Raw genomic sequence first — 12,850 nt, forward strand, 5'->3', positions numbered from 1 at the left:
ATTATTATGTGATCTCGATCGCTATGTATTGTCTTTTAGGCAGCTGTTCAAGAGGCGGAAATGTATTGATACCGTTAAAAACTGTTAGCGTATTTAATAAATGAAGACAGAATCTAAAACAGACGTGGGCAAGCTAACAATTGCCGTTTACCAATCGGTAAACATTGCGGCAGAATGCTAGGATGCACGTCTGCACTGAATGAGAGGTTTCACCGTGTTTCCTATTTTGCTTTTGATGTTTATTACTGTGCCTATCATCGAGATTGCACTTTTCATTCAAGTTGGTGGCGTGTTGGGATTGTGGCCAACCGTTGCATTGATTTTGCTTACAGCGTTTGTGGGCGCTTCTTTGGTGCGAAGCCAAGGCATTCAGACGTTACTTTCTGTTCAACAGCGTTTGCAACAAGGCGAATTACCTGCCCAGCAAATCGTTGAAGGCGTGATGCTCGCGGTAGCGGGTGTGCTGCTATTAACCCCTGGCTTTATGACCGATGCCATGGGTATGGCAGTTTTGCTTCCTTGGCCGCGTGCTTGGTTGGCTCAACAGATCATGAGCCGTGTGAAGGTGGCAAACTTCCAAAGTGGTTTTAATCATCAACAGAGGCCTTTTGGCCAAGACCCTTTTCAACAAGACCCGCGTAACAACCAGCAAGGCGGCAGTACTTTTGAAGGGGAATATGAGCGCAAGCATGATGACCAAGATCGCCTGAACTGAGATATCGCGAAGAGATTCACGTTGTTGTGAATGGATGAGAAGCGAAAAGCCAACCCTAGGGTTGGCTTTGTTGTCTTTATCTTAAAGAAGTACGAAACCGTTATTCTTGCAACTCTGGACGGTGATTGTATTGGTCGAGTGATTCTGGATTATCCAACGCACTGAGCTGCGCGACAGCGCGACCATGCACGACATCACGTACGGCGATCTCTGCCAGCTTTCCTGATTTAGTCCGCGGAATGTCCGTGATAGGGATGATCTTTGCGGGAACGTGCCTTGGCGTGCAACTGGTGCGAATGGTCGTACGAATTTTGCGTTCGAGGTTATCGTTCAGATCAATACCGGGTTTGAGTTTCACGAATAACACCACACGCACATCATTTTGCCATTCTTGGCCGATCACAACGGAATCGATAATTTCTTCTAGCTGGTTCACATGGCGGTAGATTTCCGCCGTGCCGATACGCACACCGCCGGGGTTAAGGATCGCGTCTGAACGACCAAAAAAGACCATACCGTTTTGCTTGGTGAGCTCCACGTAGTCGCCGTGGAACCAAATATCATCGATCTTGCCCCAATAAGCGTCGTGGTAGCGTTGCCCATCCGTGTCATTCCAAAAACCAACGGGTTGGTTGGGGAAGCTGTTACAACAGACCAATTCCCCTTTCTCTGCTTGAACGGGTTTGCCTTCATTATTAAAGACTTCCACATCTAACGCTAAACCGCGAACCTGACTTTGACCGCGATAGACTGGCGAAATCGGGCTACCCAACACGAAGCAACCACAAATGTCGGTGCCGCCCGCAATGGAACTTAGCTGTACGTCTTTTTTGATGTTGTCATACACAAAGTCGAATTGCTCTGGTGCGAGCACTGACCCTGTCGAGCATAACGTTCTTAGTGTCGATAGATTGTGTTTATCCATCGGCAAGTATTCTTGTTTTTCCTGTGCTTCGAGGTATTTCGCAGAGGTGCCAAATAAGGTGACGCGTTGGTTGTCGGTCAAACGCCACAGCACACCGGCATCAGGGTAAAACGGAGAGCCATCGAATAAGACGAGTGTTGCGCCGCTTGCTAGGGCGCTTGCCATCCAGTTCCACATCATCCAGCCACAGGTGGTGAAATAGAAAACGCGATCCCCTGCTTTTACATCGGAATGCAGTTGATGCTCTTTAAGGTGGTTGAGCAGGATGCCGCCGACGCTATGCATGATGCATTTCGGCTTGCCTGTGGTGCCGGAAGAATACAGCACATACAGCGGCGAATTGAAATCGACGCGGGTGAAGGTGAGTTCGGGCGCTGGCTCTTTTAAGATGGCGTTAAAGCAGGTGTCATCGGCATTGAGTGTTGCACCACCGACAAACGGGATCACCACAAGGTGCGCAATGCTGTCGACGCCTTCGCGCACTTCACGTGCTTTGGCGAGGTTATCGTGTGTCTTGCCGTTGTAGTGGTAGCCATCGGTTGTGAACAAGACTTTCGGTTTGGTTTGTCCAAAGCGATCGAGCACGCTGTCTACGCCAAAGTCAGGAGAGGTGGATGTCCAAATCGCCCCGAGTGATGCCGTGGCAAGCATGGCGACAACGGCCTGTGAAATATTTGGAAGGTATCCTGCAACAACATCCCCTTGCTCAACCCCGCACGCTTTTAGGTATGCAGCGACGCAACGGGTTTGTTGCACAAGCTCTGCCCACGATATCGAGGTGGCTTGCTCATCTTCTCCTGAAAAGACAATCGCATCGCTGTTGGGCATGTCCTTCGCCCATTGCAGCACGTTTTCCGCAAAGTTGATTTTTGCATCAGGGAACCAGCGGCTGTCTTTATTTGGAAAGTCGGGTGAGCGTTCAACAATTCGCTCGCCCATGTCGCCAACCACACTGGCAAAGGTCCATAGGGTTTGCCAAAACGCGTCGCTTTGATCGATAGACCATTGATAAAGCTGATCGTAATTGGTCAGCTTCAAGGAATACTGTCGATTGACCGTATCCATGAATTCGGTGAGGTTGGCGTTAGCGACTCTTGTGGTGCTTGGGCGCCATAGTGGATGTTGTGACATGCTTTCTCCTACACATTGTCGGGGTGCGCACTGTCAAAAGCAGGTAGGGCCTGACAACGCTGTTCTATCTCTTTCAAGGTTGGGTAGAGTGTCAGGTCGAGCGCGAAACGGCGGGCATTAAACAATTGAGGAACCAAGCAAATATCTGCGAGGGTTGGAATGTCATCACAACAGAACGCGGTTTGGCTGTGTTGTAGTTTCTTTTCCAGTGCGCCTAGGCCTTCACGAAGCCAATGCAAATACCATTCTAATTTCTCATCCTCACTGTGCCCTAAAGGGCCGGTAAGGTGCTTTAACACGCGTAGGTTATTGAGAGGGTGGACATCGCAAGCAATATCGTAAGCCAGTGCTCGGCACTTGGCGCGCATGCTTCGGTCTGCGGGTAATAAAGAGGGAGACGGGTACGTTTCTTCAAGGTACTCGATAATTGCTAATGATTGCGTCAACACTTGGCCATTATCTACCAAGGTTGGTACCAATCCCGCCGGATTCAGTGCCAAATAGGCATCGCCTTTTTGGTCGCCATCCAACAGAGAAACGACCTGAGTGTGGTAACTCAGGCCTTTTAGATTCAGAGCAATACGAACACGGTACGAAGCTGACGATTTATTGTAGTCATAGAGCTTCACGGTTTGTTCTTCCTTTATTACCCATACGAGACAACCTCTTGCTCAATCTTTCCAAAAATTGAGCGACCTTCCTTGTCGTGCATCTCGATGCTAACCCTATCACCATAGAGTAAAAACGGGGTTTGAGGTGCTCCAAGATCCAGAATTTCCAACATTCGTCTCTCTGCGATGCAACACGATCCTTTCGAACGATCAAGATTCGACACTGTGCCGGAACCGATGATCGTTCCCGATCCCAAATGTCGGCTTTTCGCAGCGTGAGCAACAAGCTCTGAGAAGTTGAATGTCATGTCTACGCCGGCATCGGGTGCGCCGAATTGTTCGCCGTTCAAATTCACCTCTAAAGGCAGGTGCACTTTGTCATCTTGCCAGTGTTCTGTGAGTTCATCCGGTGTGACGGCGACGGGCGAAAAAGCAGAAGCCGGTTTCGATTGGAAGAAGCCAAACCCTTTGGCGAGTTCTGATGGGATCAGGTTTCTCAAAGACACATCATTCACCAGCATCAGCAACTTTATATGCTGTGATGCGTCTTGGGGTGATACTGCCATTGGCACGTCATCGGTGATCACGGCAACTTCGGCTTCGAAATCGCATCCCCATGCTTCATCGCATAAGGCGATGTCTTCTCGTGGGCCTAAGAACTTATCGGACATGCCTTGGTACATCAGCGGATCTGTCCAAAAGCTCTCTGGCATGGTGGCCCCTCGCGCTTTTCGTACGAGTTCAACGTGATTCACGTATGCACTGCCATCTGCCCATTGGAATGCACGCGGGAGCGGCGAGGCGCAGGCGGTGGGGTCGAAAGGAAAACGGCCTGAGACATCGTCAGCATTGAGTGCATCATAACGAGCGCGTAATAGTGGGGATAAGGTATCCCAATCATCTAAAGCATCTTGCAATGTTTTGGCGATATCAGATGCATCCACGGCTTGGCGAAGATCGCGAGAGACGATGATGAGTTTTCCATCTCGGCGATGTTTTAGGGAGGCCAGTTTCATTATTTACTCCTTCATTCCTTTGGCATTATGCGTTACGTGGCGGTGTACGCCATGACAAAACATAGTCGTCGAGTTCGGTTTGTTTGGCGGCTTCTGCCATGTCCAATGGCATGCGTGTGTCGATCATGACGGCGACTTCATCCGTTTCCGTCTTAGCGTGTTTTGCTCCGGCGGCGAACGCTTTGGGATGAGGGCCGTGAGGAAAGCCGCAAGGGTGATGTGTCACCATGCCAGGGTGAATATTGTCTCGACTAAAAAACTCGCCACGGTGATAGAAGATGACTTCATCGTAATCATCATTGTTATGGTAGAACGGCACTTTTAGCGCCCCCGGGTCGGACTCGATAGGGCGTGGCACGAACGTACAAATCACGAAACCATCTGCGACAAACGTAGTGTGCGCGGAAGGGGGCAAGTGATAGCGATGACTCATGAGTGGGCGAATGTCTCGCCAGTTCAAGCGAAATACGGTGAGGTTACCTTTCCAACCCACGGCATCGAGCGGATTAAAAGGGTAGGTGATACGGTTCATGCTATCCCGTGATTTAAGGAGAACTTGCCATGTTTCAGTGTCACTTCGCTGCGCAATAAAGCGCTCATCAATGGTGGCATGTTCGAGCATGGCAGGGTCAAAAATGGCATGTTCGCCAACAATCCCGCGATCGCTATTGAGGTAAGAGCCGTGTGTGGCTTCGATCATCAGCATGGTAACCGGCGCGTCAGGTTCAATTCGCCAGTTGGTCGAACGAGGAATGATGATGTAATCCCCGTCGGTGAAAGTGAGATGACCATAATCGCAATACAAAGAGCCCGAGCCTTCATGAATAAAGAGGCAATCATCGCCATCCCCGTTTCGGGCTAAATACTTCATGGCCGTATCACAACGCCAGAGTCGCACCTTTACATTGGGGTTGCTCATCAGCAGAGGGGCAGTCATTGGGTTATCACCCACCTCTTCTACCTTGTTGGTGTCAAACGCATGAGGACGCAGATCACCTTCCCATTCACTCCATCCTGTTGGCGCATGCTGGTGGTACATGTGCGTTGCAGGACCAAAGAATCCTTCTTTTCCGCACTCTCGCTCAAACGTGCCTTCTGGCAAGTCACAATGTGCTTGATGAGAGGTCACGCCTTCCTTGAGAGGAAATGAAAACCACTTTCGCATGCGTCCTCCTGATACTGCTGCGATGAAAGGTTGCCACATAGTTTCATTTGAAACTATAATCAGCATAGTGCGAATTTTGAACAATTGGCAAGGGCTGTAGAGCAATTATTTGGGGCAACAGTGGATAAGTGATCGCAATGAAGAAGGGAGAAATGAACATGGGCGTATCGCAACCTTTTCTATTGGATGACTTTTTACCGTACAAGTTGGTGAAGACGGCATCGCATGTCGCGGATGCGCTTTCGCATATCTATGAGAAGGAATTTGGGATCACTCGGCCTGAATGGCGAATACTGGCGTCATTGGGTGCGCGAGACGGCATTAAAGCAAAAGCGTTAGCGGTTGAAACGAGCCTGGATAAAGTCAAAGTCTCTCGCACGCTCGTGGGGTTGGAGAAGCGGGAGTTAGTGTGTAAGACCCGAGATGATCGAGATCAGCGTGCCGCATACCTACATCTGACAGAAAAAGGCCGCGCGCTATACGACAAAGTTGTGCCTAGGGCGAAGGCATGGGAAAAAGAGTTACTCGCGGAACTATCGCCAGAACATTATCAAACGTTTCTGGCGATGTTGGATAGCTTGTCAGCCAAAACGCAACAAAGCGAAGACTGCGTTATCCGTGAGCCTTGAAGTGGCAGATATAAGTTGGTTTCACTTGCTGCTCGCCAACGCAGTAGCCTCTGACGTGAGCGTATTTTTGCGAAGCGCCAATGCTGCAAAATAGGCGATGATACCCGAAATGGCATTGGCAATTGCGATGCCAATAAACATCCCTTCGGTTTGATCTAGCACGCCGCCTAACCACGCCAGTGGTAAGAGCAACACGAACAAACGCATAAGGTTCATAATAAACGCCAATACGGTTTTTTTCAGTGCGTTCAATGCACTTACTAACATCATCATGATGCCTTGCAAACCGTAGCTTGCAGGGACAATCAATAGGTAATGCCAGAGCTTTTCTTGTACCGCGGGTTCTTGGCTAAATAAGGTGGCGATAGGATGACTGAGCGGCACCATGGCGATAAACACGATCAACTGAAACAAGATGGAAAACCGCATCGCACGAAACAACCCTTCGAAGGCACGCGATGGGTTTCCAGCACCAAAATTTTGCGCCATTAAAGGCGTGAGTGACGAGGTGAGCGCCATCATGACAATAAGTAGCAATGATTCGATGCGTTGTGCCGCACCATAGGCCGCCACACTGGCCGTCCCTTGGCTAGCAAGCATTGCCATCAAAATGGCACCGAAGATAGGGTTGAGTGCATTCGACAAGGCGGCAGGTGTACCGATGGCCAGAATGTCTTTCCAATCTTGCCAAATTTTTGTCGGCGACGGCCAGGCCAGCAGTTTCTCCCTCTTTATTAAGACGTACAACGAGCAAAGTAAGGCGCCTGCCCAGCTGATTGCACTCGCAATGGCGGCTCCTTGTACGCCCAATTCAGGGAAAGGGCCAAGGCCAAATATTAACAGTGGATCGAGCACACCATTGATAATGCCTGCCACTATCATGATCTTGGCGGGGGTTTTGGTATCTCCCGTCGCCCGAATTGCAGAGTTACCAGCCATCGGAATGACCAGCAATGGAATGGTGAGATACCAGACTTGCATGTAGTCATGTATCAGTGGGAGGAGCGACGCCTTCGCACCGAGCAATTGGAACAATGGATTGATGTTGGCTAAACCCAACATACTTGCGGCGAAAACCAAAAGAATGGCCAGCAGTAACCCATGCCCTGAAACACGCGCTGCTTCTTTAAGCGAGTTTTTTCCAAGAAGTCGTGCAACGCTCGTTGAGACGCCAACGCTGATCCCCATGGTGATGCAATTCACCGCAAAGGTAATCGGGAAGGTAAAACTAACAGCGGCTAAGGCATCGGTACCGAGCAAAGAGATAAAGAAGGTATCGACAAGGCTGAATGCCAAGATCGCAACAAGACCAAACACCATTGGGATGGTCATATTTTTCAAGGTTTGATCTATCGGGCCTGTGAGAAGTCCGTGTTTATCCTTCATACCGCTCTCGGATAGTTGCTTCTCTTTATTTATGAAGAAAAGCGGGAATGTCGATAAAGAGTTGTTCCACCTTCTTATGTCAAAGGCAGGGCTACCCTAATCGATAGAATGTGATGCCGCAAAAGGTATTAGGCAAAAAAACGGAAAAAATTTGCAATTTCCCCCTTGGGATTGAGATAACCCATCCCCACTTATGAGGTACTTTGGAAACAACACTGACTGTGGTTTCCTCATTTATTTCCCCCTATGGATCACTACATTAATTCAGGAGACGACCAATGAACATTCGTCCACTACATGATCGAGTAATCGTTGAACGCCAAGAAGTTGAGTCAAAATCTGCTGGTGGCATTGTTTTAACTGGCTCTGCTGCTGAGAAATCTACCCGCGGCGTTGTTCTTGCTGTAGGTAAAGGCCGTATTCTTGAAAACGGTACTGTACAAGCACTGGACGTTAAAGTTGGCGACACTGTTATTTTCTCTGAAGGCTACGGCACAAAGACGGAGAAAATTGACGGTAAAGAAGTCTTGATCCTGTCTGAAAACGACATCATGGCTATCGTTGAGTAATTACTATTTCATCACTGAAGAACAGATTTAAAAAGGAAGAGAGAAATGGCAGCTAAAGACGTTAAATTTGGCAATGATGCACGCACTAAAATGCTAGAAGGCGTAAACGTTCTAGCAAACGCAGTAAAAGTAACCCTAGGTCCTAAAGGCCGTAACGTGGTTCTGGACAAATCGTTCGGTGCACCAGTCATCACTAAAGATGGCGTATCTGTCGCGCGTGAAATTGAGCTGGAAGACAAATTCCAGAACATGGGCGCACAAATGGTGAAAGAAGTTGCTTCTCAAGCTAACGATGCTGCGGGTGACGGTACAACGACTGCAACTGTTCTTGCTCAAGCCATCATCGCTGAAGGTTTGAAAGCTGTTGCTGCGGGCATGAACCCTATGGATCTGAAGCGCGGCATCGACAAAGCGGTTGTTGCTGCTGTTGAAGAACTCAAAGCGTTGTCTGTTCCATGTGCAGACACTAAAGCTATCGCTCAAGTAGGTACTATCTCAGCTAACTCTGATGAGACTGTAGGTACTTTGATTGCAGAAGCGATGGAAAAAGTGGGCCGCGACGGTGTTATTACTGTTGAAGAAGGTCAATCATTACAAGATGAACTTGATGTAGTAGAAGGTATGCAGTTTGACCGCGGTTACCTGTCTCCTTACTTCATCAACAACCAAGAGTCGGGTTCTGTTGATCTAGATAGCCCATTCATCCTTTTGGTTGATAAGAAAGTATCAAACATCCGTGAACTGCTACCTACGCTAGAAGCAGTCGCGAAATCTTCACGTCCTCTTCTGATCATTGCTGAAGACGTAGAAGGTGAAGCACTAGCAACGTTGGTTGTGAACAACATGCGCGGTATCGTGAAAGTGGCTGCTGTTAAAGCACCTGGTTTTGGCGACCGTCGTAAAGCAATGCTGCAAGACATCGCAACACTGACTGCTGGTACTGTGATTTCTGAAGAAATCGGTATGGAACTAGAGAAAGTGACGCTAGAAGACCTAGGTCAAGCGAAGCGCATCACTATCACTAAAGAAACCACCACTATCATTGATGGTGCAGGTGATGAAGTGTCTATCCAAGGCCGTGTTTCTCAAATCCGTCAGCAAATCGAAGATGCAACGTCTGACTACGACAAAGAGAAACTGCAAGAGCGTGTTGCTAAATTGGCAGGCGGCGTTGCAGTTATCAAAGTGGGTGCAGCAACCGAAGTTGAAATGAAAGAGAAGAAAGACCGCGTTGAAGATGCACTGCACGCAACCCGTGCTGCTGTTGAAGAAGGCGTGGTTGCTGGTGGTGGTGTTGCACTTATCCGCGCAGCGAGCAAAGTTGTTGACCTTCAAGGTGACAACGAAGAACAAAACGTAGGTATCCGTGTAGCACTTCGTGCGATGGAAGCACCTATTCGTCAAATCGCGTTGAACGCAGGTGACGAAGACTCAGTTGTTGCTAACAACGTTAAAGCTGGCGAAGGTAGCTACGGTTACAACGCAGCAACTGGCGAATATGGCGACATGATTGATATGGGTATCTTGGATCCAACTAAGGTAACTCGTTCAGCTCTGCAATTTGCAGCATCTGTAGCTGGCCTGATGATCACCACTGAAGCAATGGTGACTGAGCTGCCTAAGCAAGATGGCCCAGCAATGCCTGATATGGGCGGTATGGGTGGCATGGGCGGCATGATGTAATCATCCCGTTTAAGCTAAAAATAGAGAAAGCCCGCGAAAGCGGGCTTTTTTCTATATAAAGAAAAGGTTATTGAGTGCTTTTCAAACGAAATATCGAAGATCCGCATTTTTACTGACGTTGAAAGGCATCTGTCTCAAAAATATTTCCGTGCAGAACCCGCGAACTGTGCTTTACTCAATACTCTTCTGGTCACTAACTCGTCATTTAAACGAAACCTGATTGAAGTAATGATCATATTTTTAGAACCGGATCTATCAAGATTGTATGCATTGCTGTGTGTTTTTTAATCAAAAACGTGGTTTTTGGGTGTTTTGTGAACATTTGAGTGCGAAAGTGTGATTTTTTTCAAAAAACCACTTGCGCCATTTTCTGAAGTCCCTATACTGCGCCCCATCGACACGGAACACGGCGAGTTAAGCCGGTGACCAAGTCAACGTTCTTTAACAATTTGACCTATACAATCTGTGTGGGCACTCGTACTTGATAGACATAAAGATTTATCAATGAAYTGAGTGACCAAGATGGTGAATCTCTTCGGAGTGAACTRTCAACACAGCAATGCAGTTTTGCCTACGGGCAAAAAAGTAATTCAGTATTCATTGAGCGTTAGAACTGTTTCTTCGGAGATGGGGATAACAACAAAATTCTAATTGAAGAGTTTGATCATGGCTCAGATTGAACGCTGGCGGCAGGCCTAACACATGCAAGTCGAGCGGCAGCGACAACATTGACCCTTCGGGTGATTTGTTGGGCGGCGAGCGGCGGACGGGTGAGTAATGGCTGGGAACCTGCCCTGACGTGGGGGATAACAGTTGGAAACGACTGCTAATACCGCATGATGTCTACGGACCAAAGAGGAGGACCTTCGGGCTTCTCGCGTCGGGATGGGCCCAGTTGGGATTAGCTAGTTGGTGAGGTAATGGCTCACCAAGGCGACGATCCCTAGCTGGTTTGAGAGGATGATCAGCCACACTGGAACTGAGACACGGTCCAGACTCCTACGGGAGGCAGCAGTGGGGAATATTGCACAATGGGCGCAAGCCTGATGCAGCCATGCCGCGTGTGTGAAGAAGGCCTTCGGGTTGTAAAGCACTTTCAGCAGTGAGGAAGGCGTGATGGTTAATACCCATTACGTTTGACGTTAGCTGCAGAAGAAGCACCGGCTAACTCCGTGCCAGCAGCCGCGGTAATACGGAGGGTGCGAGCGTTAATCGGAATTACTGGGCGTAAAGCGCATGCAGGCGGTTTGTTAAGCAAGATGTGAAAGCCCCGGGCTCAACCTGGGAACCGCATTTTGAACTGGCAGGCTAGAGTCTTGTAGAGGGGGGTAGAATTTCAGGTGTAGCGGTGAAATGCGTAGAGATCTGAAGGAATACCGGTGGCGAAGGCGGCCCCCTGGACAAAGACTGACGCTCAGATGCGAAAGCGTGGGGAGCAAACAGGATTAGATACCCTGGTAGTCCACGCTGTAAACGATGTCTACTTGGAGGTTGCGGTCTTGAACTGTGGCTTTCGGAGCTAACGCGTTAAGTAGACCGCCTGGGGAGTACGGTCGCAAGATTAAAACTCAAATGAATTGACGGGGGCCCGCACAAGCGGTGGAGCATGTGGTTTAATTCGATGCAACGCGAAGAACCTTACCTACTCTTGACATCCACAGAAGCCGGAAGAGATTCTGGTGTGCCTTCGGGAACTGTGAGACAGGTGCTGCATGGCTGTCGTCAGCTCGTGTTGTGAAATGTTGGGTTAAGTCCCGCAACGAGCGCAACCCTTATCCTTGTTTGCCAGCGAGTAATGTCGGGAACTCCAGGGAGACTGCCGGTGATAAACCGGAGGAAGGTGGGGACGACGTCAAGTCATCATGGCCCTTACGAGTAGGGCTACACACGTGCTACAATGGCATATACAGAGGGCAGCGAGGCAGCGATGTGGAGCGAATCCCAGAAAGTATGTCGTAGTCCGGATTGGAGTCTGCAACTCGACTCCATGAAGTCGGAATCGCTAGTAATCGTAGATCAGAATGCTACGGTGAATACGTTCCCGGGCCTTGTACACACCGCCCGTCACACCATGGGAGTGGGCTGCACCAGAAGTAGATAGCTTAACCTTCGGGAGGGCGTTTACCACGGTGTGGTTCATGACTGGGGTGAAGTCGTAACAAGGTAGCCCTAGGGGAACCTGGGGCTGGATCACCTCCTTAACGATACTATTGATGCAAGTGTCCACACAGATTGTATAGGTTGAAAAGTAAAGACTTAGTGGGTCTGTAGCTCAGGTGGTTAGAGCGCACCCCTGATAAGGGTGAGGTCGGTGGTTCAAGTCCACTCAGACCCACCAATATCTCCTCCCAGGSGATGTTGGTGTACTCACTAAGTACCATTGATGGGGCTATAGCTCAGCTGGGAGAGCGCTTGATTTGCATTCAAGAGGTCTGCGGTTCGATCCCGCATAGCTCCACCACTCTCTAAAAACATTCTCACGAGTGTATTTAGACAGTGGACATTCTCTTCACAGAGAAACATCACTTTGCTCTTTAAAAATCTGGAAAGCTGACTAGTAAATTTAATCGAACGATTAAATTGAAATCTGTTTCTTATCTCTCTACCCGAGAGGTAATGAAACAAAAGTTCTCAAAACGTTAATTCTTTTGAATTAACACCAAACACATTCAAGTGTTCTTGGTTTCATCCTTCTTCGGAAGTGATGAACATATTTGAGTCCGGCGAAAAACCACTCATTAATTTGAGTATGTTCTTTAACGAGAACACCTTGGTTGTTTGTCCATACATAAAGACCTCTTGGGGTTGTATGGTTAAGTGACTAAGCGTACACGGTGGATGCCTTGGCAGTCAGAGGCGATGAAGGACGTAGTAACTTGCGATAAGCCCAGATAAGGCAGTAACAGCCATTTGAATCTGGGATTTCCGAATGGGGAAACCCACGTGCATAAGCACGTATCCCACACTGAATACATAGGTGTGTGGAGGCGAACTCGGGGAACTGAAACATCTAAGTACCC

9 protein-coding genes, 2 tRNA genes and 2 rRNA genes are annotated in these 12,850 nt (G+C 48.8%); 8 read left to right on the top strand and 5 right to left on the bottom strand.

Annotated elements, in window-relative coordinates; translation table 11 throughout:
- Positions 1 to 214 precede the first annotated feature (214 nt).
- A complete protein-coding gene (locus tag EQP46_RS22500) occupies positions 215 to 715 on the top strand; it encodes an FxsA family protein (RefSeq protein ID WP_192545539.1) in 501 nt (166 codons plus the stop codon).
- Between the two features lie 100 nt (positions 716 to 815).
- Here the strand turns inward: EQP46_RS22500 and EQP46_RS22505 are convergent, their stop codons facing one another.
- From EQP46_RS22505 to EQP46_RS22520, 4 genes are read right to left on the bottom strand one after another with little or no spacing between them, the layout of a single operon-like run.
- On the bottom strand, positions 816 to 2,771 hold the full coding sequence (locus EQP46_RS22505) for an acetoacetate--CoA ligase (protein WP_129495746.1): 1,956 nt from the start codon (positions 2,769 to 2,771) through the stop codon (positions 816 to 818).
- Positions 2,772 to 2,779: 8 nt separating this feature from the next.
- Positions 2,780 to 3,400, bottom strand: coding sequence for a maleylacetoacetate isomerase (maiA, locus tag EQP46_RS22510; protein ID WP_129495747.1), 621 nt, complete (start codon positions 3,398 to 3,400; stop codon positions 2,780 to 2,782).
- Between the two features lie 17 nt (positions 3,401 to 3,417).
- Positions 3,418 to 4,398, bottom strand: a complete 981-nt coding sequence (locus EQP46_RS22515; RefSeq protein WP_129495748.1) for a fumarylacetoacetate hydrolase family protein — start codon at positions 4,396 to 4,398, stop codon at positions 3,418 to 3,420.
- A gap of 25 nt (positions 4,399 to 4,423) precedes the next feature.
- On the bottom strand, positions 4,424 to 5,563 hold the full coding sequence (locus EQP46_RS22520) for a homogentisate 1,2-dioxygenase (RefSeq protein WP_129495749.1): 1,140 nt from the start codon (positions 5,561 to 5,563) through the stop codon (positions 4,424 to 4,426).
- A gap of 158 nt (positions 5,564 to 5,721) precedes the next feature.
- Here EQP46_RS22520 and EQP46_RS22525 point away from each other — a divergent pair, with 158 nt between their 5' ends.
- Positions 5,722 to 6,192: a MarR family winged helix-turn-helix transcriptional regulator gene (locus tag EQP46_RS22525; RefSeq protein WP_129495750.1), complete on the top strand. Its 471-nt coding sequence runs from the start codon at positions 5,722 to 5,724 to the stop codon at positions 6,190 to 6,192.
- 21 nt (positions 6,193 to 6,213) lie between these two features.
- On the opposite strand, the gene EQP46_RS22530 is transcribed toward EQP46_RS22525, so the two are convergent.
- The gene (locus EQP46_RS22530) at positions 6,214 to 7,578 is read right to left on the bottom strand and encodes an MATE family efflux transporter (protein ID WP_129495751.1); all 1,365 of its coding nucleotides are present in this window, start codon (positions 7,576 to 7,578) and stop codon (positions 6,214 to 6,216) included.
- 278 nt (positions 7,579 to 7,856) lie between these two features.
- Here EQP46_RS22530 and EQP46_RS22535 point away from each other — a divergent pair, with 278 nt between their 5' ends.
- The 6 genes from EQP46_RS22535 to EQP46_RS22560 all read left to right on the top strand — a co-directional run.
- Positions 7,857 to 8,147: a co-chaperone GroES gene (locus tag EQP46_RS22535; RefSeq protein WP_129495752.1), complete on the top strand. Its 291-nt coding sequence runs from the start codon at positions 7,857 to 7,859 to the stop codon at positions 8,145 to 8,147.
- Positions 8,148 to 8,192: 45 nt separating this feature from the next.
- Complete coding sequence (gene groL, locus EQP46_RS22540; RefSeq protein WP_129495753.1) at positions 8,193 to 9,830, top strand: chaperonin GroEL; 1,638 nt, start codon at positions 8,193 to 8,195, stop codon at positions 9,828 to 9,830.
- Between the two features lie 648 nt (positions 9,831 to 10,478).
- Positions 10,479 to 12,031: ribosomal RNA gene (locus tag EQP46_RS22545) — 16S ribosomal RNA — on the top strand.
- A gap of 60 nt (positions 12,032 to 12,091) precedes the next feature.
- A tRNA-Ile gene (locus tag EQP46_RS22550) sits at positions 12,092 to 12,168 on the top strand.
- Positions 12,169 to 12,215: 47 nt separating this feature from the next.
- A tRNA-Ala gene (locus EQP46_RS22555) sits at positions 12,216 to 12,291 on the top strand.
- A gap of 350 nt (positions 12,292 to 12,641) precedes the next feature.
- Positions 12,642 to 12,850: ribosomal RNA gene (locus EQP46_RS22560) — 23S ribosomal RNA — on the top strand; the annotation flags it as partial.

Origin of the sequence: Enterovibrio baiacu, from assembly GCF_004120195.1 — a bacterium.
Taxonomy (GTDB): domain Bacteria; phylum Pseudomonadota; class Gammaproteobacteria; order Enterobacterales; family Vibrionaceae; genus Enterovibrio; species Enterovibrio baiacui.